The 25,263-nt window shown below is 66.4% G+C and carries 22 protein-coding genes; 10 read left to right on the top strand and 12 right to left on the bottom strand.

The features are described from left to right. Positions 1–6 precede the first annotated feature (6 nt). The gene (locus ABDC78_RS09775; protein ID WP_178362036.1) at positions 7–783 is read right to left on the bottom strand and encodes a GntR family transcriptional regulator; all 777 of its coding nucleotides are present in this window, start codon (positions 781–783) and stop codon (positions 7–9) included. 98 nt (positions 784–881) lie between these two features. On the opposite strand from ABDC78_RS09775, the gene ABDC78_RS09770 reads away from it, so the two are divergent. Genes ABDC78_RS09770 through ABDC78_RS09755 form a run of 4 tightly spaced genes read left to right on the top strand, consistent with a single transcriptional unit; the run spans position 882 to position 4,766 of the window. Further along, positions 882–1,697: an enoyl-CoA hydratase-related protein gene (locus tag ABDC78_RS09770; protein WP_178362035.1), complete on the top strand. Its 816-nt coding sequence runs from the start codon at positions 882–884 to the stop codon at positions 1,695–1,697. Positions 1,698–1,711: 14 nt separating this feature from the next. Next, positions 1,712–2,530: an enoyl-CoA hydratase-related protein gene (locus ABDC78_RS09765; protein ID WP_178362034.1), complete on the top strand. Its 819-nt coding sequence runs from the start codon at positions 1,712–1,714 to the stop codon at positions 2,528–2,530. An 8-nt stretch (positions 2,531–2,538) separates the two neighbouring features. After that, positions 2,539–3,321: an enoyl-CoA hydratase/isomerase family protein gene (locus ABDC78_RS09760; protein ID WP_178362033.1), complete on the top strand. Its 783-nt coding sequence runs from the start codon at positions 2,539–2,541 to the stop codon at positions 3,319–3,321. Further along, on the top strand, positions 3,321–4,766 hold the full coding sequence (locus ABDC78_RS09755) for an AMP-binding protein (protein ID WP_178362032.1): 1,446 nt from the start codon (positions 3,321–3,323) through the stop codon (positions 4,764–4,766). The genes ABDC78_RS09760 and ABDC78_RS09755 overlap by 1 nt, the downstream gene beginning before the upstream one ends. Positions 4,767–4,790: 24 nt before the next feature. Here ABDC78_RS09755 and ABDC78_RS09750 read toward each other — a convergent pair whose 3' ends face one another. From ABDC78_RS09750 to fabG, 5 genes are read right to left on the bottom strand one after another with little or no spacing between them, the layout of a single operon-like run. Further along, a complete protein-coding gene (locus ABDC78_RS09750; RefSeq protein WP_178362031.1) occupies positions 4,791–5,975 on the bottom strand; it encodes a CoA transferase in 1,185 nt (394 codons plus the stop codon). Positions 5,976–6,018: 43 nt separating this feature from the next. Then, positions 6,019–6,687, bottom strand: a complete 669-nt coding sequence (locus ABDC78_RS09745) for a GntR family transcriptional regulator (RefSeq protein WP_178362030.1) — start codon at positions 6,685–6,687, stop codon at positions 6,019–6,021. 4 nt (positions 6,688–6,691) lie between these two features. Further along, positions 6,692–7,885: an acyl-CoA dehydrogenase family protein gene (locus tag ABDC78_RS09740; RefSeq protein WP_178362029.1), complete on the bottom strand. Its 1,194-nt coding sequence runs from the start codon at positions 7,883–7,885 to the stop codon at positions 6,692–6,694. A 30-nt stretch (positions 7,886–7,915) separates the two neighbouring features. Next, positions 7,916–9,130, bottom strand: coding sequence for an acetyl-CoA C-acetyltransferase (locus ABDC78_RS09735; RefSeq protein ID WP_178362028.1), 1,215 nt, complete (start codon positions 9,128–9,130; stop codon positions 7,916–7,918). Next, positions 9,130–9,870, bottom strand: coding sequence for a 3-oxoacyl-ACP reductase FabG (gene fabG, locus ABDC78_RS09730; protein WP_178362027.1), 741 nt, complete (start codon positions 9,868–9,870; stop codon positions 9,130–9,132). Before fabG ends, ABDC78_RS09735 begins: the two co-directional genes overlap by 1 nt. A gap of 95 nt (positions 9,871–9,965) precedes the next feature. Here fabG and ABDC78_RS09725 point away from each other — a divergent pair, with 95 nt between their 5' ends. Together ABDC78_RS09725 and ABDC78_RS09720 are read left to right on the top strand one after the other, a co-directional pair. Beyond that, complete coding sequence (locus ABDC78_RS09725; RefSeq protein WP_178362026.1) at positions 9,966–11,129, top strand: acyl-CoA dehydrogenase family protein; 1,164 nt, start codon at positions 9,966–9,968, stop codon at positions 11,127–11,129. Next, positions 11,126–11,947 (top strand): mycofactocin-coupled SDR family oxidoreductase, encoded by an 822-nt coding sequence (locus ABDC78_RS09720; protein WP_178362025.1) that lies wholly within the window; start codon positions 11,126–11,128, stop codon positions 11,945–11,947. The genes ABDC78_RS09725 and ABDC78_RS09720 overlap by 4 nt, the downstream gene beginning before the upstream one ends. On the opposite strand, the gene ABDC78_RS09715 is transcribed toward ABDC78_RS09720, so the two are convergent. The 3 genes from ABDC78_RS09715 to ABDC78_RS09705 form a co-directional block, all read right to left on the bottom strand. Continuing rightward, positions 11,934–12,836 (bottom strand): alpha/beta hydrolase, encoded by a 903-nt coding sequence (locus ABDC78_RS09715; protein ID WP_178362024.1) that lies wholly within the window; start codon positions 12,834–12,836, stop codon positions 11,934–11,936. The genes ABDC78_RS09720 and ABDC78_RS09715 overlap by 14 nt on opposite strands. Next, the gene (locus ABDC78_RS09710; protein WP_178362023.1) at positions 12,833–14,173 is read right to left on the bottom strand and encodes an NAD(P)-binding domain-containing protein; all 1,341 of its coding nucleotides are present in this window, start codon (positions 14,171–14,173) and stop codon (positions 12,833–12,835) included. The genes ABDC78_RS09715 and ABDC78_RS09710 overlap by 4 nt, the downstream gene beginning before the upstream one ends. Before the next feature lie 95 nt (positions 14,174–14,268). Next, positions 14,269–14,721 carry a MaoC family dehydratase gene (locus ABDC78_RS09705; RefSeq protein WP_178362022.1) on the bottom strand — a complete coding sequence of 151 codons (453 nt, stop codon included), beginning with the start codon at positions 14,719–14,721 and terminating at the stop codon, positions 14,269–14,271. 750 nt (positions 14,722–15,471) lie between these two features. Between ABDC78_RS09705 and ABDC78_RS09700 the strand changes: the two genes are divergently transcribed. Next, positions 15,472–16,113, top strand: a complete 642-nt coding sequence (locus ABDC78_RS09700) for a hypothetical protein (protein ID WP_256736484.1) — start codon at positions 15,472–15,474, stop codon at positions 16,111–16,113. A 90-nt stretch (positions 16,114–16,203) separates the two neighbouring features. After that, on the top strand, positions 16,204–18,069 hold the full coding sequence (locus ABDC78_RS09695; RefSeq protein WP_178362020.1) for an EAL domain-containing protein: 1,866 nt from the start codon (positions 16,204–16,206) through the stop codon (positions 18,067–18,069). Between the two features lie 8 nt (positions 18,070–18,077). Here the strand turns inward: ABDC78_RS09695 and ABDC78_RS09690 are convergent, their stop codons facing one another. Continuing rightward, entirely contained in the window at positions 18,078–18,953 is an 876-nt protein-coding gene (locus ABDC78_RS09690) for a hypothetical protein (RefSeq protein ID WP_256736483.1), read from the bottom strand. 362 nt (positions 18,954–19,315) lie between these two features. Here ABDC78_RS09690 and ABDC78_RS09685 point away from each other — a divergent pair, with 362 nt between their 5' ends. Then, positions 19,316–20,548, top strand: coding sequence for an acyl-CoA dehydrogenase family protein (locus ABDC78_RS09685; protein WP_178362019.1), 1,233 nt, complete (start codon positions 19,316–19,318; stop codon positions 20,546–20,548). Next, positions 20,549–21,682: an acyl-CoA dehydrogenase family protein gene (locus ABDC78_RS09680; RefSeq protein WP_178362018.1), complete on the top strand. Its 1,134-nt coding sequence runs from the start codon at positions 20,549–20,551 to the stop codon at positions 21,680–21,682. Positions 21,683–21,708: 26 nt separating this feature from the next. Here the strand turns inward: ABDC78_RS09680 and ABDC78_RS09675 are convergent, their stop codons facing one another. Together ABDC78_RS09675 and ABDC78_RS09670 are read right to left on the bottom strand one after the other, a co-directional pair. Beyond that, positions 21,709–23,634, bottom strand: a complete 1,926-nt coding sequence (locus ABDC78_RS09675) for a thiamine pyrophosphate-binding protein (RefSeq protein ID WP_178362017.1) — start codon at positions 23,632–23,634, stop codon at positions 21,709–21,711. Next, entirely contained in the window at positions 23,631–25,256 is a 1,626-nt protein-coding gene (locus ABDC78_RS09670) for a glutamate synthase-related protein (protein ID WP_178362016.1), read from the bottom strand. The genes ABDC78_RS09675 and ABDC78_RS09670 overlap by 4 nt, the downstream gene beginning before the upstream one ends. Positions 25,257–25,263 lie beyond the last annotated feature (7 nt).

Below are 25,263 nucleotides of genomic sequence, written 5' to 3'. Positions count from 1 at the left end.
CGGTTCTCATCGGTCGCTGTTCGAGATCAGCTTTGCCTCAATGGTTTTCCCACGTCCGGCAGCAAGAGTGTTGCGACGGGCGACGGCAAGGTGATCCTGAGCCAACCGCACTGCGCGTGCGGCATTCCCGTCGGCGATGGCGTCGAGCAGTCGGTGGTGATCGCGCAGCGCTGCCCGCATCGTCCTGGGTTCCATCGGATCGCCGGGATGTCGTTCGTCGCTCCACACCGACGATTCGTGCGCCGACCAGATGACTTCGAGCGATCCGATGAGCAGAATCATCGGCTCGTTGCCGCACCGGGAGACGATCGCCTCGTGAAACCTGCGGGCGTTGGGTACATATCGTGCCGGGTTGTCGAACTGCTCGGCCTGTGTGTCGATCGCCGCCTGCAGATGAGGCACCACTTCGGCCATCCGGTCTGCGCGCGCGGCGCACATCCCGGCGCAGATCGGCTCCAGGTGCAGCAGCGCTTCGCTGACGTCACCGGGTGTGGCAGCGCGCGTCTGCAGCACCATGCTGATCATCTGCGCGGTCCGCTCGGCCGAGGGTAGGTGCACCACCGCCCCGCCGACATTGCCCCGCCGCACGGAGATCAGGCCGTCGGATTCCAGGATGTGGATTGCTTCGCGGACCGCGGGTGGGCTGACCCCGAACTCGGCGAACAGGCTCTCCTGCGACGGTAGTACGTCGCCCTCCTTGAGCCGACCGGTAAGGATGTCGTCACGCAGCCTGGATGCCACGAGCTCTGCGACCCGTGGCTGACGAATGCGCGGTGCTGACACTGTTCCGTCGACGGCCTTTCCTTGCTAAGTTGTACAGGATAGTAATCGTATTACCAACTGTATGGCTATCTGTATAGCCTCCGGGAGGAGATGTCCGGGTGGGTGACGACGCGGACGCCGGCACTGTCCGGCAGGTGCGGGACGGTAGAAACGACTCCGTCCTGCGTATCACCCTGGATCGACTGACCCGGCGTAATTCGTTGAGCCACAGCATGATCGACGACCTCGTCGATCTCCTGAGCGCCGCAGCCACCGACGACTCGCTGCGGGCTGTCTGCCTGGCAGGTGCGGGCGACGACTTCTGTGCGGGCGCGGACTGGGTCGCGACCAACAGCGACGCCCAACGCCCGCGGACCGGAGACCTGACGCGGCGAATCCCGCTCACCGCGAACCGCCTGGTGGAACTCATCGCCACGATCCAACTGCCGGTGGTGTGCCGTGTCGAGGGCTGGGCGGTCGGCCTCGGCTGCAACCTCGCACTGGCGGCCGACTTCGCCGTGGCCGGCACCAACGCCACGCTCTGGGAACCCTTCGTCGATCGCGGCTTCAGCCCCGACTCGGGCGCGACCTGGCTGCTGCCGCGGCTCGCCGGGGTCACCCGGGCCAAACGCTTGCTCCTTCTCGGCGAGAAGGTGTCCGGTTCCGATGCCGCCGAGTGGGGTCTGATCCACCAGGCGGTGCCGCCCGGGGATGTCGGCGCGGCGACCGACGACTTGCTGGAGCGCCTGGCCTCGGGCCCGACGGTCGCGATCGGACTGACCAAACAGGCGATCAACTACGGTCTGCATGCCACCCTCCCGCAGTCGATGAGCCACGAACTGGCGAGCCTGGAACTGTCCTGCCGGACAATGGATTTCAAAGAAGGACTGGCTGCGTTCCGGGACCGCCGTGACCCGGACTTCCAGGGCAGATAGACGAAGGGACGCAGGTGAGCTCTCACTCAGGACGATTCGACACCATCGGCTACGAGGTGGACGGTCACAAAGCCACCATCACGCTGAACCGCCCCGAGGCACTCAATGCGCTGTCACCGCACATGGTGACCGAGCTGCGCGCGGCGTACGACGAAGCCGAGGGCGACGACGACATCTGGCTGATGATCGTCACCGGTACCGGGCGGGCGTTCTGCACCGGCGCAGACGTCAAGGAGATCCCCGAAGACGGAAGGGTCGTCTACGAGCGCCCCTACCTGTCGACCTACGACCAGTGGGAAGCGCCCCAGGAGGGCACACCTCCGTTCCGCCGGATGGCCAAACCGGTCCTCGCCGCGATCAACGGTATCTGTTGTGGCGCAGGGCTGGACTGGGTCACCACGGGCGACATCGTGATCGCCTCGGACAAAGCCACCTTCTTCGATCCGCATGTCAGCATCGGTCTGGTCGCCGCGCGCGAGATGGTGCGCCTGGCGCGCGCCCTGCCGCGGTCGGTGGCTCTGCGGATGGCGCTGATGGGTAAGCACGAGCGGATGAGCGCCGAGCGCGCCTACGAACTCGGCATGATCACCGAGGTCGTCGAACACGACAGGCTCCTGGAGCGGGCCCACGAGATCGCCGACATCGTGAATTCCAATGCCCCGCTGGCGGTGCGGGGAACGCGGCTGGCGATCCACAAGACGCTCGACCTGCCGCTCCTGGAAGGCGAGATCCTCGCCGAGACGTTTCGGGAACGCGTGGTCCGCACCGAGGATGCGCAGGAGGGACCGCTGGCATTCGTGGAGAAGCGCACCCCCAACTGGCAGTGTCGTTGAGTACTCCGATGGACGACTTCGACACCATCCTTCTCGATCTCGACCACCACACCCGTGTCGCGACGATCACGCTGAACCGGCCGGAGTCCCTGAACTCCTTCAACCGCACGATGTGTCACGAGATGAAGCACATCTGGCACATCGTCAAAGGCGACGAGGCCATCAACGCGGTGGTGCTCCGCGCGGCCGGCGACCGGGCGTTCAGCGCCGGTCTGGACGTCAAATCGCCCTATGGGCAACCCGGCATCGTCTGGAACCACGAAGATCCGGGCGAGCTGCTCAGCCCCAAGTGGCAGAAGATGTGGAAACCGGTGGTCTGCGCCGTGCAGGGCATGTGCACCGCGGGTGCCCTGTATTTTGTCAACGAGTCCGACGTGGTGATCTGCTCCCAGAACGCCACGTTCTTCGACTCTCATGTCAGTGCAGGGCTGGTGTCAGCGCTGGAGCCGATCGGACTGATGCGCCGTGTCGGACTCGGTGACACGCTGCGGATGGCGCTGATGGGAAACGACGAGCGAGTGTGCGCCGAGACCGCGCTGCGAATCGGGCTGGTCACCGAAGTCGTTGCCGAAGAAACCCTTTGGGCCCGCGCACACGAGATCGCCGCCACCATCGCCGCCAAACCGCCCACCGCCACGCAGGGCACCGTCAAGGCGATCTGGGAATCGCTGGACAAACCGTACCGGGCGGCGATGGACCAGGGCCTCATCTACACCCGGTTGGGCAACCCGATCGCCACGGCGGAGTTGGCGGCACTCGACATCCAGAAGACACCACCGCGGATTCGCTGATGCCCCATCCGCTCTCCCAACGCATCACCGACGTCCTGAACCTGAACCCAGCCGCCGCGGCCATCGAGTTCGAGGGGTCCTGGGTCACCTGGGCGCAGGTCGGCAGGCTGGCGCATTGCATCACTGCGCTGGTCGGGACCGCCAAGGTCGGGATCATGCTCCGCAATCAACCCGCCCACGTCGCGGCACTGCTCGGCGTGCTGGCCGGCGGCGGCACCGTCGTGGTCATCAACCCCGCTCGCGGCGACGCGCGCACCAGAGCCGATCTGGACGCGCTGCAGTTACCGATGATCATCGGCCTGGCCGCGGACCTCGCCGCGCTCGCCCCGTCCACCTCGGCGACCACCGTGGCCATCAGCGATCTGGCGACCGCACCGGTGGTCACCCAGGGCGCCGAAATCGGAGAATCGCACCGTCCCGGTGTGGCGGTGTGGATGCTGACCAGCGGCACCACCGGCCCGCCCAAACGGGTCGATCTCACCTACGACATGCTGGCCCGCAGCGTCATCGGGCGCGAACCGGCCGACTCCCCGGCCCCGACCGCGCTGCGCCGAGGCGTCGCGATCGTCAACTCGCCTCTGGTGCATGTGGGCGGCGTGTTCCGCATACTGCTCTGTATCGCCGAAGCCCGCCCGTTTGTCCTGCTGCCGAAGTTCGACCTGCAGCGCTGGGCCGATGCCGTGCGCGAACACCGCCCGCGCGCGGTGTCACTGGTGCCCGCGGCGTTGCGGATGGTGCTGCATTCCGACCTCACCCGCGACGACCTGGCCGGTGTCCGTGTTGTCACCTCGGGCACCGCGCCGTTGTCGGCCGACGATGCGGACGCGTTCACCGAGAAGTTCGGCGTTCCGGTGCTGACCTCCTATGCAGCAACCGAATTCGGTGGCGGGGTGGCCGGGTGGACACTTCCCGACCATCAGAAGTACTGGCGGGACAAGCGCGGCAGTGTCGGCCGGGCGAACCCGGGCGCGAAGCTGCGGGTCGTCGACGACGACGGCATCCCGCTGGGACCGGACACCGTCGGCCTGCTGGAAGTGAAACCCGCACAATTCGATTCGGCCCAGGACTGGGTACGCACCACCGATATCGCGCGCCTCGACGCCGACGGGTTCCTGTGGATCCTCGGACGGGCCGACCAGGCGATCATCCGCGGTGGCTTCAAGGTGCTGCCCGATGACGTCCGCAGCGCACTGGAGAGCCATCCCGCGGTGCAGGGTGCAGCGGTGATCGGTCAACCCGATCCGCGTCTCGGAGAAACACCCGTCGCTCTGGTCGAACTGCGCGCCGATACCTCCGTCGGCGACGAGGACATTGCCGAATATCTGCGAACTCGATTGGCACGCTACGAGATCCCCAGCACCATCATCGTCGTCGACGCGATCCCACGGACCCCGTCGGGCAAACCCGATCTGGCGGCGGTCCGGTCGTACTTCACACGGACATGACCGTCGCTGCAGCCGACGTCCGGCTCACACCACCTGGCGATCCCTCAACCCTGTGATGTCCGCTGTCGTGTAACCGATCTCACCGAGGATCTCATCGGTGTGCTCGCCGAGCAGCGGTGCCCGCCGACGGATCACGCCGGGGGTGGCCGACAGCCGGAACGGGGTCTCGATGATCGGCACGTCATGCGGCGCGCCGGGAAACGGGACACGCTGCAGATAACCCATCGCCGCGACGTGCGGGTCGTCGAGCACATCTTGTGTCGAGTTCATCGGTGCCGCAGGCAGCTTCGCCGCCTCGAGCATCTCGAGCACTTCGGCTTTGGTCTTGTCGGCACACCACTGCGCCATGGCGTCGTTGAGGACGTCCCCGTTCTCCCAACGCAGATCGTCGTCCGCGAACCGCGGATCGTCGACCCACTCGGCCCGCCCCACGAGGCGGCACCAGCGCATGAACATCGGCCGGCCGGCGATCTGCAGCAGCACCCACCCACCGTCGGCGGTCTTGTACAGGTCACATGGCGCCACCGACGTTCCCTGGTTGCCCATCCGCGGCTTGTCCGTGCCGAGCAGGTCACGTTCGATCAGGAACGCGTTCGACAGCATCATCGCGGTGGGAAGCAGCGCCCCCTCGACATGCTGGCCCTCCCCCGTGCGGTCACGGTGGTAGAGGGCCATCATCACCCCGATGGTCAATGTCAGCGCGGTACCGAAGTCCGCGTAGGGCACCACCGTTCGGATCGGCTGCTCAGGCAGTCCCTGCCGGTACACCGCTCCCGACATCACCTGCCCGGCGCCGTCGAAACCTATCCGGTCGCTGTAGGGACCACCTTCGCCGTACGCGGTCGCGCTGGCGAGGATGATGTCCTGCCTGACTGCACGCAGTGTCTCGTAGTCCAGTCCGTTGGCACGCATCCCCGCCGCCGGCATGTTGGCGACGACGATGTCCGACCGTGCCACCAACTTCCGGGTGATCGCCTTGCCGTCGTCGGTGGTCGTGTCCAGGGTCAGCGAGCGCTTGTTGCGGTTGCACTGCAGATAGGTCCCGCCTTCGCCACCCTCGGTGACCGATTGCACCCAGCGATCCTCACCGCCCTCGCGCTTCTCGATCCGCACGACGTCGGCACCCATGTCGGCCAGCAGCGCCGAACACCATGGTGCGGCGATGAAGCGACCGAAGTCGAGCACCCGCACACCGTCGAGGACGCCCATGGCCCACCTTTGCAGAAGAGGTGACTGTAAGTCTTACGGTACGTTAGCCGATCACACCCCGGCGGGTCAGATGCTCGATCAACGGGGCCGCCCCGGCGGCAAGGTGCTCCGACATCGCCGAGCGCGCAAGGGACTCGTCCCGGCTCGCCAACGCGTCCAGCAGGCGCCGATGATGTGCGTTGGACTGGTCCGGCCAGCCATCGATGGTGGGAAACACCGACTCGGGGGCATAACGGGTGATCTGCGACATCAGCTGCGCGAGTTTCGGCGAGTCCGCGGCGACGTTGATGGCACGGTGGAAATCGTGGTTGAGGCGACTGGCCCGCTCGCCGTCGTCGGTGGCGTACGCGACCTCGAGGTCGTCCTGGATCCTCGTCAGCTCCTGCAGTTGAGAATCACTGATCCCGGCGGCCGCTCGGGCGGCGAGTTCGCCCCCGATGTGCGCCTGAACATCCGACACGTCGGTGATGTCGCGCACGGTGACCGGCCGCACCACAAAACCCCGACGAGGCTGCTGCTCGAGCAGCCCCTCGGCCTTGAGCTCGAACAGCGCTTCACGGACCGGGGTCACGCTGATCCCCAATCCGGCGGCCAGCTGGTCGAGACGCACATACGTTCCGGCAGCGTAGGTTCCGTCGAATATCCGACCGCGGACGATGCGCGCCACGTCCTCGGCGAGCTGGGGCCTTGCGGCGAAGTCGGGGGTGGTCACCGGATCAGACCCGGTAGTCGGCCAACAGGCGCTTGCTGATGATGTTCTTCTGGATCTCGCTGGTGCCCTCGCCGATCAGCAGGAACGGGGCATCGCGCATCAGCCGCTCGATCTCGTATTCCTTGGAGTACCCGTATCCGCCGTGGATGCGGAAGCTCTGCTGGGTCACCTCGGCGCACACTTCGCTGGCGAAGTACTTCGCCATACCGGCGGACACATCGTTGCGTTCTCCGGAGTCCTTGAGCCGGGCGGCGTTGACCATCATCAGGTGTGCGGCTTCGACTTTGGTCGCCATCTCGGCCAATTGGAATGCGATGGCCTGGTGCTCGGCGATCGGCTTTCCGAAGGTGATGCGCTGCTGGGCGTAACGGACCGCCAGCTCGAACGCCCGCACGCCGACACCACACGCCCGGGCCGAGACGTTGACCCGCCCGACCTCCACGCCGTCCATCATCTGGAAGAAGCCCTGCCCGGGCGCCTCCCCGAGGATGTCGGTGGCTTTGGCCGGGTAGCCGTCGAAGATCAGCTCGGTGGTGTCGATGCCCTTGTAGCCCAGTTTGTCCAGCTTGCCGGGAATGGTCAGCCCCGGCGTCACTTCACCGAAACCGGAGGGCTTTTCGATCAGGAACGCGGTCAGGTTGCGATGCGGCTTGTCGGCACCCTCGTCGGTGCGGACGAGTGCTGCCACCAGGGTCGAGCTGCCGCCGTTGGTCAACCACATCTTCTGACCGTCGATGGTGTAGGTGCCGTCACCGTTGTTCCTGGCCCTGGTGCGGATCGCCGCGACGTCGGAGCCGAGCTCGGGTTCGGACATCGAGAAGGCGCCGCGGGTCTCGCCGGTCGCCATCTTCGGCAGGTAGTAGCTCTTCTGCGCATCCGTGCCGTGCTGGCGGATCATGTAGGCCACGATGAAGTGGGTGTTGATCACCCCCGACACGCTCATCCAGCCGCGCGCGAGTTCCTCGACGCACAGCGCGTAGGTGAGCAGCGACTCCCCCAGCCCGCCGTATTCCTCGGGGATCATCAACCCGAACAGGCCCATCTCCCGCATCGCGTCGACGATCGCCTGTGGATAGGTGTCGGCGTGTTCGAGCTCCTGGGCGTTGGGGATCACTTCCTTGTCGACGAACCGCCTCACCGTCGAGACGATCTCGGTCTGGAACTCGCTGAGCCCCAGCGTCTGCGCGAGTTTAGTCATGCGCGATCCCGCTTCGCTTCTCGCTGGTCGTCATACGGCTACCCTTTCGAAAACTGCGGCCAGGCCTTGCCCGCCGCCGATGCACATCGTCTCCAAGCCGTAGCGCCCGCCGCGACGATGCAGTTCGCGAGCCAGCGTCGCCAGCATCCGTCCGCCGGTCGCGCCGACCGGGTGACCGAGTGAGATGCCCGATCCGTGGACATTGGTGCGCTCCAAATCGGTTGGGCCGAAGTTCCACTCCCGCATGCAGGCCAGCGCCTGGGCAGCGAATGCCTCGTTGAGCTCGATCAAGTCCATATCCGCGAGGGTGAGGCCCGACTTGGCCAGTGCGACTTCGGTCGCCGGCACCGGGCCGATGCCCATCACCTCCGGTGCCACGCCTGCCACGCCCCACGACACCAGCCGGACCAGTGGGGTGAGACCGAGCGCAGCCGCCTTCTGCGGTGTGGTCACCACACACATCGATGCGGCATCGTTCTGTCCGCTGGAGTTGCCGGCCGTCACTGTCGCGCCTGGATCATCCTTGCCCAGAACCGGTTTGAGTTTGGCCAGGGAATCCAGCGAGGTGCCGGCCCGGGGGTGTTCGTCGGTGTCGATCACCGTGTCGCCTCCGCGGGCGGACACCGTCACCGGGATGATCACTTCGGCCAACAGCCCGTCGGTCTGCGCGCCGACTGCCCGGCGGTGTGACAGCACCGCCAACTCGTCCTGCTCTTCCCGGGTTATCGAGTACTGCCTGCGCAGATTCTCGGCGGTCTCGAGCATGCCGCCGGGGACCGGATGGTTGCGGCCACCCGCGGTGGTCCTGCCGCGCGCCAGAGCATCGTGCACCTTCACCCCGCCGCGGGCACCTCCCCAGCGCATGTCGGTCGAATGGAACACCACGTTGCTCATCGATTCGGCACCACCGGCGACGACGACATCGTTGTTGCCACTTGCCACTTGCATGCAGGCCTGGAGCACCGCCTGCAGACCCGATCCGCAGCGACGGTCGATCTGCATCCCGGGCACGGTCACCGGCAGTCCGGCGTCCAGTGCGATCACCCGCCCGATCGCCGGCGCCTCCATGCTCGGATAGCAGTGTCCGACGATCACATCCTCGACCGAATCACCTGCGATGCCGGTCCGCTCGAGGAGTCCCCGCAGCGCGGCAACTCCGAGATCGACGGCCGTCAACGCCTTGAACATTCCGTTGTAGCGGCCGATCGGCGTGCGGACGGGTTCACAGATGACGGCTTCGCCCATCAGAGGTGCCGCCCACCGGTGACTTCGAGGACCGTGCCGGTCATGTACGACGACAGGTCTGAGCCCAGGAACAGCGCTACGTTGGCAACCTCGTCGGGCTCACCGGCGCGACCCATGGGGACCTCCGCCACCTTGGAATCCCAGATGTGTTGTGGCATGGCCTCTGTCATGGCCGAACGGATGAGACCAGGCTGGATCGCGTTGACCCTCACACCGAGGTAGGCCAGCTCCTTGGAGGCCGCTTTGGTCATCCCGACGATGCCGGCCTTGGCGGCCGAGTAGTTGGTCTGTCCGAGCATGCCGACCTTGCCGGAGATCGACGACATGTTGATGATCGCGCCGCTCTTCGCCTCCCGCATCACCGCGGCGGCGGCCCGCAGGCCGTTCCAGGTGCCCTTCAGGTGCACGGCGATCACCTGATCGAACTGCTCCTCGGTCATCTTGCGCATCGTCGCGTCGCGGGTGATGCCCGCGTTGTTGACCATGACGTCCAGGGCGCCGAAACCGTCGACCGCAGTGGCCACCAGGGCGTCGACCTCGTCCGAGCGGGTCACGTCACAGCGGACGGCACGGGCGACGTCGTCACCTCCGAGCTTCTCGGCGGCGGCCCGGGTCGCGTCCAGGTTCACATCACCCAGGACCACACGCGCGCCCTCGGCGATGAACCGCTGCGCGATCGCATAGCCCAGACCTTGCGCTCCTCCGGTGACCACAGCCGTTCGACCCGTCAGCAACAACACCTGTCCACCAATCCTCACGTCGGCCCGGAAGGCCGACAGCACTCATATCTGATATACGATATTCGAAAAGCATAGCGCCCCGAGGAGCTCAGCCGATGACCACATCCGAAGTCAGCGACGACGATTTCCGGGAGATTCTGGCTCAGACCCGCCACTTCGTCCGCACCGCCGTCGTCCCCCGCGAGCAGGAGATCCTCGCCGACGACCAGGTTCCCGACGATCTGCGCGAGCAGGCCAAGAAGATGGGGCTGTTCGGCTACGCGATCCCGCAGCAGTGGGGTGGTCTCGGCCTGAACCTCGCGCAGGACGTCGAACTCGCGCTGGAACTGGGCTACACGTCGTTGGCGCTGCGGTCGATGTTCGGCACCAACAACGGGATCGCCGGTCAGGTGCTGGTCGGATACGGCACCGACGAGCAGAAGTCGAGATGGCTGGAGGGCATCGCCTCCGGCGACGTGGTCGCATCGTTCGCACTGACCGAACCCGGCGCCGGCTCGAACCCCTCGGGTTTGCGCACCAAGGCGGTCGCCGATGGCGACACCTGGATCATCAACGGTCAGAAGCAATACATCACTAACGCACCCACCGCCGACCTGTTCGTGACGTTCGCCAGGAGCAGGCCGGCCGATGACAAGGGCGCCGGCATCGCCGTGTTCCTCGTGCCCGCCGATGCTCCTGGTGTGACGGTGGGCCCCAAGGACAGCAAGATGGGCCAGGAAGGTGCGTGGACGGCGGATGTCACGTTCACCGATGTCCGCGTTCCCGCCAGCGCACTGGTCGGGGGCAGCGAGGACATCGGCTACCGCGCGGCGCTGACATCGCTGGCCCGTGGCCGGGTGCACATCGCCGCGCTGGCGGTGGGCACGGCTCAGCGAGCACTCGACGAGTCGGTGCGCTACGCCGCCTCGGCGACACAGGGCGGCACCCCGATCGGCGAGTTCCAGTTGGTGCAGGCGATGCTCGCCGATCAGCAGACCGGGGTGCTCGCCGGCCGCGCACTGGTCCGCGACACCGCGCAGAAGTGGCTCACCGAGGAGGACAGGCGGATCGCGCCGTCAGCGGCCAAACTGTTCTGTACCGAAATGGCCGGCAAGGTCGCCGATCTCGCGGTGCAGATCCACGGCGGCAGCGGCTACATGCGCGACGTGCCGGTGGAGCGGATCTACCGCGATGTGCGATTGCTCCGACTCTACGAGGGCACCAGTGAGATCCAGCGGTTGATCATCGGCGGCGGACTGGTCAAAGGCGCGTCCCGATGACCGGTCGGCTCGAAGGCCGAGTCGCCTTCATCACCGGGGCGGCCCGCGGTCAGGGCCGCGCCCACGCCGTACGGATGGCCGGCGAAGGCGCGGACATCATCGCCGTCGACATCGCGGGCCCACTTCCGCAGTGCGTGCCCTACGATCCGGCGACTCCGGAGAACCTCACCGAGACGGTCGAACTCGTCGAGAAGACCGGACGGCGCATCGTTGCTTCGGTGGTCGATACCCGCGACAGCGAGGCGCTCAACGCCGCGGTCGAGCAGGGTGTCGCCGAACTCGGCCGGCTGGACGTCATCGTCGCCAACGCCGGGGTGTCCGCACCGCAGGCATGGGACGACATCCGTCCCGAGGACTTCCGCGACGTCATGGACATCAACGTGACCGGCACCTGGAACACCGTCATGGCGGGTGCGCACAAGATCATCGAGGGCGGCCGGGGTGGCTCCATCATCCTGATCAGCTCGGCGGCTGGAATCAAGTTGCAGCCCTTCATGATCCACTACACGGCAAGCAAGCACGCGGTGACCGGAATGGCCCGTGCCTTCGCCGCCGAACTCGGCAGACACTCCATCCGGGTGAACAGCGTCCACCCGGGGCCCGTCATGACGGACATGGGCACCGGCGAGATGGGCACGGCGCTGTCGAAGGCGATGGAGACCAACCCGCAGCTGTCCCACATGATGACGCCGTTCCTGCCGACCTGGGCGGTCGAACCCGAGGATGTCGCCGACACCGTGAGTTGGTTGGCGTGTGACGACTCGAAATACATCACGGCCAGCGCGATCTCGATCGATCAGGGGTCTACGCACTACTGAGTGCGAAGGTCCGACCCAGGAACGCAGTCTGGTCCTCGGCCGCCTTGTCGAACCAGTCGTGCCCGGGCCAGACATCGAAGTGGTCGCACGGGTAGTGATGCACCTGCGCCCTGCCGTGCGCCGCGGTGGCGGCCACTGCTCCTGCGGGCACGTACTGGTCGAAGTCGGCGATCTGCACCAACAGTGGGCAGCGCAACCTCTTGGCCGCCGCGGTGGTGCGCACCCCGACCACTTCCAGGCCGATCGAACAGTCGATCTCGTTGCGCCACGTCGGCCCCGCCAGCGACAGATAGCTTTCGTAGGCGCCGTCGAGCGCCAGTGCACCCGCTTGGCCGACCGGAGACACCAGTGGCATCAGCGTGGGGGCGCCTCCCCTGCCCACGGCGACCCGGCTCCTGACACCGGAGAGCGTCCAGCGCAGTGACGAGACGATGTTGCGCGATCTCATCGCCGCGCGGCTCACGGCGGCCCCGCTCGTCAGCGGGGTCAGCGCGATCACTGCTCCGATGTCACTGCGCTCGGCGGCCACCCTGAGCACGTGGCCGCCCGAGAACGACGCCCCCCACAGCGCGATCCGGGAGGCATCCACCCCCTCCAGGCGCTTGGCCGCCTCGACAGCGGCGTGGTAGTCGTGGATCTGACGACGTACCGAAAGCGATTGCCGCGGTTGGCCTTCTGATGCACCGAAGCCCCGATAGTCGAAGGCCAGCACGTCGATTCCGGCCGCCCCGAACCGTTGTGCGAACGGTTCCAGCCCGGAGTCCTTGGTGCCGCCGAAGCCGTGTGCCATCACGACCAGTGGCCTGCTCGAGGATCCGGACGCGGCGGCGAAATGCCATCCGCTGCAGGTGAAACCACCGCTGACGAAGGAGACGTCGTGCGGCGTCATCGCACCGCCTGAGGGGCGCGCCGGGCACGTGTGATCCCTGCGGGCATCTCGCGGGTGCGCAGGTCGTGTTCGTACACAAAAAAGTCCACCTGCTGGGTGTGGCGGGGACGGTCGGTGCAGTGCCCGGCGTGCAGCTGCTGATCGGCGTCGATCACCCGCTCCATCTCGGCGACCGGCGGCAGTGCGTAGCGACCGACGGCATAGGCCGCCAGAAGCCGCGACTGACACTCCACGAACGGGAACAGCGTGGGCACCGACTGGGCGAAGCCGATGAAGGCCAGGTCGTCGATACCGGGCTTGAACATCCGCTTGTAGAGCCGGATCTGGTTGTCCGGGGCGCTCATGAACTCGGGGTCGAAGAAGGGGAACGTGATGTTGTATCCGGTGGCGTAGATGATGACGTCGAAGTCGTCACTGGTGCCGTCGTCGAAGTGGACGGTGTCCCCGTCCAGACGTGCCACGTTCGGCTTGGGCACCACGTCTCCGGACCCCAGCCGCAGTGGCAGTTCGACGGACTGGGTCGGATGGGCCTCGAAAAGTTTGTGATTCGCCGGCGGCAGACCGTACATCGTCGGGTCGGTTCCCAGCATCGGTGCAATCATCTGGACCGCCTTGCGCTGCCACGACAGCGGAAGGTGGGGCGAGGTCCGCCAGAACATGTCCCCGGGACGGCCGGCGATGTACTTGGGCACGATCCACGCGCTGGATCGCGTCGACAGGGTGACGCGGTTACCCAGTGCCCGCGAAGACAACTCCACGGTGATGTCGGCGGCGCTGTTGCCGATGCCGACCACGAGGATGCGCTTTCCGCTCAGTTCCAGGGGCGTCGCCGGATCGACGTAGTGATGGGAATGGATCGATTCGCCCGCGAACGATCCCGGGAACTCGGGCAGGCGGGGGTCCCAATGGTGCCCGTTGGCGACCACCAGCAGATCGAATCGACGCTCCGCGCCGGCCTGATCGCGGATCCGCCAGCCATCGAGCCCCTCCCGGGATGCGTGCACCACGCCGTTGCCGAACTCGATGTGCTCGAGCAGCCCGAACGTCTCGGCATAGTCGTCGAGGTACGCCTTGATCTCGGAGTGGTGCGGAAACGACGGATAGTGCTGGGGCATCGGGAAGTCCTTGAAGGACAGCCGATGCTTGGACGTGTCGATGTGCAGCGAGCGATAGGCGCTGCTGTGCCCGTTCGGATTGCCGAACGCCCAATTGCCGCCAATGCGGTCGGACGTCTCGAACGTCGTGTAGCGGACGCCGTAATCCCTGAGCATCTTGCCTGCAGTCAGACCGCTGATGCCGGCCCCGATCACCGCGACATGCGGGTCTCCACGATTCACCGTCACTCCTCACGCCGAAACGCAATTTACGAGGGTTTTTGACGTACGTCAACAGTCACTGACGCTCGTGAATTCGTGTCCCGGGCAGTCGCGGCTCAGCCGATGAAGCGCACGATCGACTCGGCCACGGCGGCGGGCTTGTCCGATCCCTCGATCTCCACGGTCGTACTCAGGGTGGCCTGGACCGCGCCGTCGAGTTGGGTCACCGAGGCGATCTGAGCGCGTGCCCGCAGCTTCGCGCCCACGCGGACCGGCGTGATGAAGCGGACCTTGTTGTAGCCGTAGTTGATTGCCATGGCCACGTTGTCGACGCTGTAGAGCTGATGCGTGAAGTGCGGCAGCAGCGACAGTGTCAGCAGTCCGTGGGCGATCGTCCCGCCGAAAGGTCCGCCGGCGGCCCGTTCCGGATCGACGTGGATCCACTGATGGTCATCGGTGGCCTCAGCGAACAAATCGACCCGATCCTGAGTGATCTGAAGCCACTCGGTAGGGCCGAGTTCGGCACCCTCTGCGGCAATGAATTCCGCCAAGCCATTGAACTTCTTCATTGATGTCTCCTTTGACCCGGGCCGCCCGCAGAACAGCCTCTCGATACACCGAGAATGATGCGCGTTCCTCACAGTGCCACAGCACCACGGCGGAATTCGCGGCACCATGCCCCTTCGGATCGTGATGAATCGAACTCAGCCGGTCCCTCGTCCCGAGGCCGAAATGTGGCACGCGCTGCCGAATTCGTCGTGTTTCGAACGTTGCGACGGCCGGAGTCAGCGAACCCGTCAGCTCAACGAACCATCTCCGGCTCGCGGCCGGGCGGCGGCGCAGACACCTGGGCAGCGAACGTCCGGGGCGTGAATGCCGGCGACAACGGCGCGCAGTGGGGCAATGCCGGTCGTAATATCCAGAGCACGGCGTCAAATAACTAATCACCATGCCGCCGGGTTTCACGAGTAACAAATTCTTCTGCCTCCACGCCGATCGGTCCGAGCAATTCCGGACGCCAAAAGTAGGGCCCTTGTTTGCCATGTGTCCGATGATTCTGACCAGGAATCCGAAAATCAGAAAAGGTCGGGTGGCTAGCTGGAATTCATACCACCTGCGGCGACATACTGATCTCGTCGCTTTTACACCTAAGCCGGTTAGGGATAGTCGGCAGCCGAGCGGTACGACGTTGTCTCGCACGCTGCCCAACGATGGGAATGACAATGACAATCTCCACACTCGAATCAATCCATGAGATCGATTTCCGGCTTGCCCGGCGCCACAGTTGGTGGGATGACGACGCAGAATGCACCTTGGTCATGTCGCAACCGGGGCTCGACCCCGACCTGTGGCGGGAGTACCTGGGCGGGGCGGAGCGCAGCTACCGCAAACACGGTGTGGAGAGCGCGCTCGACATCGCCGAGATCTGTGATGGGCACGACACCGCCCTTTTCTGGGTGGCTCTCGACTCGGCTGATCGGGTGATCGGCGGGGTCCGGGCCAAGGGACCCCTGACCGGTGCCGACGATTCACATGCAGTCGTCGAATGGGAAGGCCAGCCGGGCCTGTCGGCGGTGCGCAAAATGATCGACGATCGTGCGCCTTTCGGCATTCTCGAGATGAAGTCCGCCTTCGTGACCGATGATCCAGCCCGTAACAAGGGGGTCACGCGAGCGCTGGCGCGTAGCGGATTCCACGGGATGGCGGCGATGGATCTGCAATTCTGCATGGCCACGTCGGCACCGCATGTCCTCGACAAGTGGCGTTCCTCGGGTGGCGTGGTCGCGTCGATCCCGGCGACGCCGTACCCCGACCCGCGGTACCGGACCAAGATGATGTGGTGGGACCGCAGAACATTCATCCAGCACGCCGAACCTACCCAGGTCTCCAAGATCTTCAACGAGATCCTCGGCATGGACCAGATCTCGGTCGGCACGGCCGACGTCGTCGCGATGCCGTGACCGCGCACGGCGACTTCAGGGTCGCCGTATCCGACCAGACTGCACAGCGGGACCTCAACCACGCCGCACCCGCCGTATTCTGACTGCACGATGCCTGACAACGCCCCGCGCCGCAGCCTCGACCTGGTGGTCACTTCGGTGGCCACCCGCTTGATGGCAGCGAATGCGGCCACGTCGGTCGAGGTCAGCCAGCAGGTGATGGCCGACCTCACGTCCTACCTCGGCGTCGACGTCAGCTTCCTGCGGTACAACGACCATTCGATTCGGGCGTCCCGACTGGTCGCCGAATGGCCGGTCCGGACGGACGTTCCCGATCCCGATCCTCTCGGGCTGGTCTATTTCGCCGATGCCGACCCCGTGTTCGCCGAGTCCGAGTACGGCAAGAAACCGATGGTGTTCCGTCCCGAACCCGCCACCGACGACTATCAGCGCCGCATCGAGGAAGGCCGCGCCGTGCCCGCCACGTCGATGGCAGCCGCGCCGCTGGTATCCGGCCAGGACACCACCGGCGTTCTCGGTTTCGTCAAGTTCGGAGACCGGGAGTGGAGTCCGGAAGAACTCAACGCTCTCGAGGCCATCGCGTCGCTGTTCGCCCAGGTGCAGGCGCGGGTCCAGGCCGAGGCGCAACTGCGTTTCCTGGCAGACCATGACGACCTCACCGGACTGAACAACCGCCGGGCCTTGTTGGCGCACCTCGATGACCGGTTGACCGAAGGCCAACCCGGCCCGGTCTCGGCGCTGTTCTTCGACCTCGACCGACTCAAGGCGATCAACGACTACCTCGGCCACACCGCCGGCGACTGGTTCATCCGGGTACTCGCCGAACGCCTTCGCAGAGGCGCCGAGGGCCCGAACCTGATCGCCCGCCTCGGCGGCGACGAATTTGTCGTGGTGCCCTCGAACCCGATGGATGCCGACACCGCCGAGGCACTCGCGTATCGACTTCAGTCGTCGCTGCGCGAACGCGTCTCCATCGACGGTGAGATGCTCACCCGGACGGTGAGTATCGGTGTCGCACTGGGAGTTCCGGGTAGGGACACCACCTCCGATCTCCTCCGCCGAGCCGACCAGGCGGTGCTGACCGCAAAAGGTTCGGGCGGCAACAAGGTCGCGGTGTTCACCGACGACATGTCGATGGAGAGCGAGTTCCGCAACGACATCGAACTGCACCTGCAGAGTGTCATCGAGAACGGCGCACTGCTCCTGCACTACCTCCCCGAAGTCGACATGCGGACCGGCGAGATCCTGGCCGCCGAAGCCCTGGTCCGCTGGCAACACCCGACCCGGGGCCTGCTCTCCCCCGATGCGTTCATCGGCGTCGCCGAATCGATAAATCTCGCCGGTGAATTGGGGCGCTGGGTGATGCGGACGGCGTGCGCCGAATTCGCCGGTTGGCGGGCACGCGGAGTCGGCACGAACACCGTGCTGCGGATCAACGTCTCCCCGGTCCAGTTGGTCACCGACGGGTTCGTGGAATCGGTCGCAGGCATCCTCACCGAGTTCGAACTCGACCGGTGGTCGGTCTGCCTGGAGATCACCGAGAGCGTCGTCGTGCAGGACATCGAGACCACCCGAATCACCCTGGCGGGGTTGAAGGATGCCGGCGTTCTGGTAGCCGTCGACGACTTCGGGACCGGCTACAGTGCGCTGTCCCATCTGAAGTCACTGCCTGTCGACACCCTCAAGATCGACAAGGGATTCGTGCAGGACCTCGGCTCGGATCCGGGTGACCTCGCGATCGTGCGGGCCATCATCGCGCTCGCCGAAGCATTCGGTCTGGAACTGGTCGCCGAGGGTGTGGAAACCGAAGCGGCCGCGCTGACGTTGCTCCGCCACGGCTGTCACCGGGCGCAGGGCTTCCTGCTGTCCCGACCCATTGCCGCGGCGGCGATGGAATCACTGTTGGCCAAGGGGCGGATCCCGCTGCACTTCTCGGCGTCCTCGCCGCGCACATAGCCGGGGCGTCAGGCAGGTTCGAGCGCCTCCGACGACTCCCCCGTAGACGCTGCGGCAGCGCGGGCGACGACGGGGTCCGAGGTCAACAACTCGACGCGACCGAACCGACTGGCCGCCTTGCTCACCAGCGCGACCTGCACTTCGGTCCCACCGCCCGCGGGCAGTAACGGGGCGCGGCCGGTGGGTGATCCGGCCCTGCTGAGCAGGATGCCGTGGCGTGCCCGAACGGCCAGGTGCCCATCGGGCGTTGCGAAGACCGCGCCGATCACCGCACCCTGCTCGAAGACCAGGCGGTCCAATCGGGTCACCGGATGCACCCTCACACCGCGGACGTGCGCTTCTTCGTCGAGCCAGTCGTGGACCGAGCCCACAACGTCACCCGGGTCGGGGGTCATCGAACCGATCTCGGCCACCTCGACGACGTCACCGTCTTCGGATTCCATCGCTGTCGTGGTCCATTCGGACACGCGGGTGTACAGGTAACCCGATGGTGAGGCGATGCAGCGAGCGGTCCAATCCCGCAACCGCGAACCGACAAACGCAGGAATTCGGCGTCCCGTGAGCGCGGGCGGCGCCGCGGTGAGCCGGATCGGTAGAGCGTTCGCCGACTCCGGGATCCTCGCGGGGTCCAGGCCTTCCGTCAGGTCGGCGAGGTAGGCCAGGGTGTCGCGGTCGTCGCTGTCGAGGCTGAACCATTTCGGGCGGTCACCCGCGGCGCCGGAAGCCCGCGGGTCCGGCGAACCGGCGACGAGCACCTCGGCGCCACCGTCAACCGCGGAGATCGCGCATGCCAACCCCGCCATACCGGCGTCGGCGCATACGACATCCACCTCGTCGTGCCACTGCAGATCCCACTCCATAGTTATGTATCCCGTATTTGCCATTGGCAAGATTTACGACCAGGTCCCATATTGCCCCTTGTCGGCCATGGATCTCGCACAATGATCCCAGAAGAATGCCTTGGCGCCGCCGATACATGTGGTTCCGGAAATTTGCCACAATGCGCTATGGCTAAAGGGCGAGCGACTGTGCGGCGCACTTCTGAAAGACCGGTCGTCGAGTTCCAGCCCGGTGCGCTCATGTGTCCATTCTGCGCGATATCCGGACTGCTCACGACGAGCGAACGAATGTGCGCGCCGGAAGCCCCGATTGTGTCCCCGCCGAGAGGCCGCACCTGCCCGGGATGTGGCCACCTAACTAACTAGGTTTACTCTGTTCCCTGCACGCCACAGAGAGGGGAATCTCGATGGACCTGGACTGGTCGTCGACCGACCTCGCGTTCCGCGATGACGTTCGCGCTTTTCTCGACGAGAAGCTCACGCCTGAGTTGCGTCGAGCGGGTCGGCTGATGACAAGTGTGTACGCCGACCACGACGCCAGCATGGAGTGGCAGCAGATCCTCCACGAGCGGGGTTGGGCAGCGCCGGCGTGGCCCGTCGCCCACGGTGGATGCAATTGGAGCCTGACCCAGCACTACATCTTCAGCAGAGAGTCGACGCTGGCAGGCGCGCCGTCGTTGTCACCGATGGGCATCAGGATGGTCGCGCACGCGATCATCAAGTTCGGCACCGACGAGCAGAAGAACTACTTCCTGCCGCGCATCCTGACCGGCGAGGTGTTCTTCTGCCAGGGCTACTCCGAGCCGGAGGCGGGTTCGGACCTGGCGGCTCTGTCGATGGCCGCCCGCGACGACGGCGATCACCTGGTCTGCACGGGCAGCAAGATCTGGACCACCCACGCGCGGGAAGCGAACTGGATGTTCGCCCTGGTGCGCACCACCCGCGGCGACAAGAAGCAACGGGGCATCACGTTCGTCCTGTTCGACATGTCCACACCGGGAGTCGAAATCCGTCCGCTGGTGATGACATCGGGCGAAGAAGTGCAGAACCAGGTGTTCTTCGACGAGGTGCGGGTGCCCAAGACCAACGTCATCGGCGAGATCGACGACGGCTGGACGGTGGCCAAGTACCTTCTGGAGTTCGAACGCGGAGGGGGTGCGGCCGCACCGGCTCTGCAGGTGATGGCAGAGGAGATCGCCGCCGTCGCCGGCGGACAACCCGGTCCCGGCGGGGGGCGACTTCTCGACGACCCCGCCTTCGCCCGCAAGCTCGCCGATGCCCGGATCCGCACCGAGGTTCTCGAGATCCTCGAATACCAGGTACTGGCCGTGGTGGCTGCGGGCGGGAACCCGGGGGCCAAGTCATCGATGCTCAAGGTGCTCAGCACCGAGCTGAGCCAGTCGATCACCGAGCTCGCGATGGAGGCCGCAGGGCCGCGGGGGCGGGTGTACCAACCGCATGCGACGTGTCCCGGTGGCCCCATCGCCGATTTCGAGACGCCCGCCGGTGGCTACGTCAGCGGTGAGGCCTGGCAGGCAGTGGCTCCGCTGCGGTACTTCAATGATCGCGCCGGCTCGATCTACGCCGGTAGCAACGAAATTCAACGCAACATTCTGGCCAAGGCTGCATTGGGGCTGTAGATGGACTTCACACTCAACGACGAACAGGAACTGCTGCGCAACGGTCTCAGCAGATTCCTCGCGACGCGCTATGACCTGGAGCAGAGTCGGTCCGCGGCCAAGACCGGCGCGGGCTGGCAGCCCGACATCTGGCGCGCGTTCGCCGACGAACTCGGCATTCTCGGTGCGACGCTGCCCGAAGAACACGGCGGAATCGGCGGCGGACCGGTCGAGTTGATGGTGATCGCCGAGGCCCTGGGGCATGCTCTGGTGGTCGAACCCTACGTCGACACCGCGGTCGTCGCGGCGGGTCTGCTGCGCCGCGCCGGAGCCACCGACCTGCTGGAGGCAGTGGTGGCCGGGCACACCATCGTCACACTGGCCGCCACCGAACCGACGTCGGGTGAGCACTGGCGCAACGTCACCACCCGCGCCGAGCGCGACGGGGAGCATTGGGTGCTGACCGGCACGAAGATCGTCTCGGCCAGCACGCCGCTGGCCAGTCATGTGCTCGTCACCGCAAGGACGTCCGGCCAACAGGCCGACGTCGACGGCATCTCGCTGTTTGTGGTCGAACTCGGCTCGGCGACTGCGGGTATCGAACTGCACCACTACCGAACCATCGACGACCGGCGGGCTTCCGACATCGTCCTCGACGGGCTTCAGTTACCGGCGGCGGCCCTGCTCGGCGACGAGGGCGACGCGTGGCCGTCCATCGCGCAGGCGCGCGACGAAGGCGCCGCGGCGATCTGCGCCGAAGCGGTGGGGTGCATGCGCAAGGTCCTCTCCGACACCGTCGAGTACTGCAAGCAACGCCAACAGTTCGGACAGCCCATCGGCAGCTTCCAGGTGCTCCAGCACCGCATGGTGGACATGTACATGGAGGTCGAACAGGCAGCCGCGGCAGCACTTCTGGCGACTCTGCACCTCGAGGCCGACGACATCACCCGGGCGCGCGCCGTGTCGGCGGCCAAGGCGACGGTCGGGCGCGCCGCGCAGTTCGTCGGCCAGCAGGCGGTGCAGCTTCACGGCGGCATGGGGATGACCGAGGAACTCGCGATCGGGCACTATTTCAAACGGCTGACGGCGCTGCAGTTCGAGTTCGGATCGACCGACCACCACGTCACGCGGTACGCGGAACTCACCGCGCGATGAACTGGCGTCCCGCAACCGACTGCTGCTCAGAGCAATTCGGCGTCCGCCTTGACGTGCAAGAGTGCGGGTCCGTCGATGGCGAAGAGATTCCGCATCGCGTCGTCGAGTTCGTCGGCGCGACTCACGGAGATGCCGGCCGCCCCGCACAGCCGGGCGTAGGCGGCGAAGTCCGGGTTCACCAGCGAGGTCTGCCAGACCGGGAATTGCCCGGCGAGCTGTTCCTTGCTGATCTTGCCGAGAACGCCGTTGTCGAGCAGCACGTGCTTGACGCCGATGCCGTACTTGACCGCGGTGGTGAGCTCGGCGAGGTATTGCCCGAAGCCGCCGTCCCCGGTCACCGCGACGACGGGGCGGCCGGGATCTGCGGTCCACGCACCCATGGCTGCCGGAAATCCGAATCCGATCGAGCCGAGGTAGCCCGACATCAGCACCGCCTGCCCGCTGCTCTCGAAGTACCGGCCGAAGGAGTAGGCGTTGTTCCCGACGTCGACGGCGATCACGGCATCAGCGGGGCAATGCGTCGTGAGTGCGGCAAATACCGCGGCACTGGACACCCCGCGCCCTCGGTCGTCGGCGGCGCGGCGCGCTTTTTCGGCGCGCCAGATCGCCCAGCGTGCGGCGACGTCCGCCCGCTGATCTCGCGACGTCACCTCACCGAGTGCGTCCCGCATCGTGCGCAACGTGACGGCCGCATCTCCGAGCACCTCATGAGCGACGGGGTGAAAACGACCGATCGCCGAAGGGACATCGTCGACCTGGACGATCGTCTTGTACGGGGCGATGCCGGTGTGGTTGGAGAACGATGCGCCCACCACGAGCAACACGTCGGATTCGTTCATCAACCAGGACGCCACCGGAGTACCTGAGCGGCCGAGCACGCCGGCGCCCAGCGGGTGCGTGTCGGGCAGCAAGCCCTTCGCGCGGAATGTCGTCAGCACGGGGGCGCCGAGATGCTCCGCCAACTCGCGGAGTTCGAGGGCGGCGTCCTTCGCGCCGTGCCCGGCGATGATCACCGGCCGGCGCGCTGCCTCGAGTGCAGCGACGGCTCCGCGCATCGACGTCGGCGACGGGGCGAAAGCCAGGTCAGCGCGCCGCCCCGACGGGGTGGTGGCACCCTGATCAGAGGCGAGATCCTGCACTTCGTCGGGCAGCACCAGGTGTGCCACCCCCCGTCCGTCGATCGCGTGTTTGACCGCAGTCGCGGCGAGCTCAGCATGGTCGGAGCCGGCGTGCACGGTGACCGTCGACAGCGTGACGTCGCGGAATACAGCCGACAGGTCTAGGTCCTGAAAAGCGCCCCGCCCCAACACCTTCGACGGCACCTGACCGGAGATCGCTATCACCGGGGACCCGTCGAGTTTGGCGTCGTAGAGGCCGGTCAGCAGGTTGGTCGAGCCCGGACCGGCGATGGCGAAGCACACTGCCGGGCGGCCGGTCAGCTTTCCGTACGCCGAGGCGGCGAACGCCGCAGCCCCCTCATGGCGGATGCCGATGTACCGCAGCTCACCGCGCTGCTCGGCTGCGCGCAACGCGTCGGCGAATCCGAGGTTGGAGTGTCCGACCATGCCGAACACCGTGTCGACGCCCCACGCCACCAGGGTCTCGACCAGCACGTCGGACACGCTGCGGGGCCGCGCGACGACGTCGGTCAATGCGACGTAGGTGCCGTCGGCCCGTTCCTCCACGTCGTAGGCAGTCACGGCGTCACTGAAGCCTTCCGGCGGTGCTCCGGTGATCGGGTCGTAGTCATACCCGTGCCAGGGGCAGCGCAGCAGGCCGTTCTCGATCGACCCGTCGCCGAGAGGTCCGCCCTGATGGGGACACTGGTTGCTCAGCGCGCCGACCCGTCCGTTGCAGCGGGTGAGCGCGAGCGCCCGACCGTCGACCACAGCGCTGTGCACCCTGCCCTCGGCGGGCAGGTCGTCGAGCCGGTGCCAGGTGATGCCGGTCATCGGGTGCTCCCCGCCCACCGCACGCCGGCAAGCTCCGCGACGTCGCGTTTCCAGCTGGTCAGGTCGGCGGCGGTGAAGTCCGACAGCGAATCGTGTCCGCAGGCGCGGGCGAGGACCACCATCAACTCGGTGACTGCGCCCAGGTACCGGGTGAGTTGTTCGGCGGCGCGTTGCACGGGTAACCGGGCACCCAGATGCGGTTTCTGAGTCGCGATGCCGACCGGACAGTTGTCGGTGTGGCACGCCCGCATCCCCACACAGCCGATGGCCTGCAGGGCGACGTTGGAGACCGCGACCGCGTCGGCGCCGAGCGCGAGCGCCTTGACCATGTCGCTCGCTCGGCGGAGCCCGCCGGTCGCGATCAGCGTGACGTCGCGAGCACCGGACGTGTCGAGGTGTCGTCGAGCGCGGGGCAGCGCGGCCAGGGTGGGGACACTGATCGTGTCGCGCAAGATGGTCGGAGCCGCGCCGGTGCCGCCGCCGCGGCCATCGAGGATGACGTAGTCGACGCCGAGTTCCAACGCCGCGTCGAGATCTGCCTCGATGTGCTGCGCCGACATCTTCACCCCGACCGGGATTCCCCCCGAACGTTCCCGGATCCGATCGACGAGGGCCTTCGCGTCGAGCAGCGTCATCCAGTCGACGAACCGCGCCGGTGAGACGGCGGCGGTGCCCTCGGGTAGGCCCCGAACCGCGGCGATTCTCCCGGTGACCTTGCTCCCGGGGAGGTGTCCGCCCGTGCCGGTCTTCGCGCCCTGCCCCAACTTCAGGTGCAGGGCCTGCACCGTATCCAGGACCGCCTCGTCCCAGCCGAACAGGCCCGACGCGAGTTCGTACAGATAGCGCGAGCTCTCGGCCTTCTCCTCCGGCAGCATCCCACCTTCCCCCGAGCAGATCGCCGTACCCGCCGCTTCCGCGCCGCGGCTCAGAGCGATCTTGGCTTGCGCCGACAGCGCACCGAAGCTCATGTCGGACACGAACACTGGGATTGCCAAGCGCAGCGGCCGGGCGGCGGCCGGGCCGATGGTCACCGCGGTGTCGACCGGCTCATCGTCCAGCTTCGGAAAGCGGCGCAGCTGGGCGGTGAGTACCTGGAGATCGTCCCACTGCGGGAGCTGATCGCGCGGCACTCCCATCGCCGCGACCGCTCCATCCGGTCCGGACAACCCCACCGCGGCCATGGTGTGGATCTCGGTGACGTAGGGCTCCTCGACGGTGTCCTGATGCGGATCGTCGAACAACCTGTCGTAGACGGTGGCCGCCGCCGGACCCGGACGGGTCGACTGATACTCGACCAAGTCGTCTTTGGTGATGCACACCTGTCCATCGACCACGGTGCTGGGGAAGGCGTGAAGCCACTTTGCCGGGTTGTAGCCCGAAATGCCGGTGTCGAGGCGGAAGCTCCACCCGTGTAGTCCGCAGATCAGGTCCTCGCCCTCCACGCGACCATCGGCCAGCAGCGCACCGCGGTGCGGGCAGCGGCCCTCGAAGACATGCACCTCCCCGGCCCGACGGACGATGACGAGATCGACGCCATCGACCTCGGCGGAAGCGGGGACGTTGTCCACCAGGTCATCGATCTGGGCAATCGGCACGTGCACTGTCGCTATGGGATTCGCCATCTTCTGC

It is taken from the genome of Mycobacterium sp. DL, from assembly GCF_039729195.1.
GTDB lineage: Bacteria > Actinomycetota > Actinomycetes > Mycobacteriales > Mycobacteriaceae > Mycobacterium > Mycobacterium hippocampi_A.
Note: the sequence above shows the minus strand (reverse complement) of the source record. Positions and strands in the feature narration are given on the sequence as shown.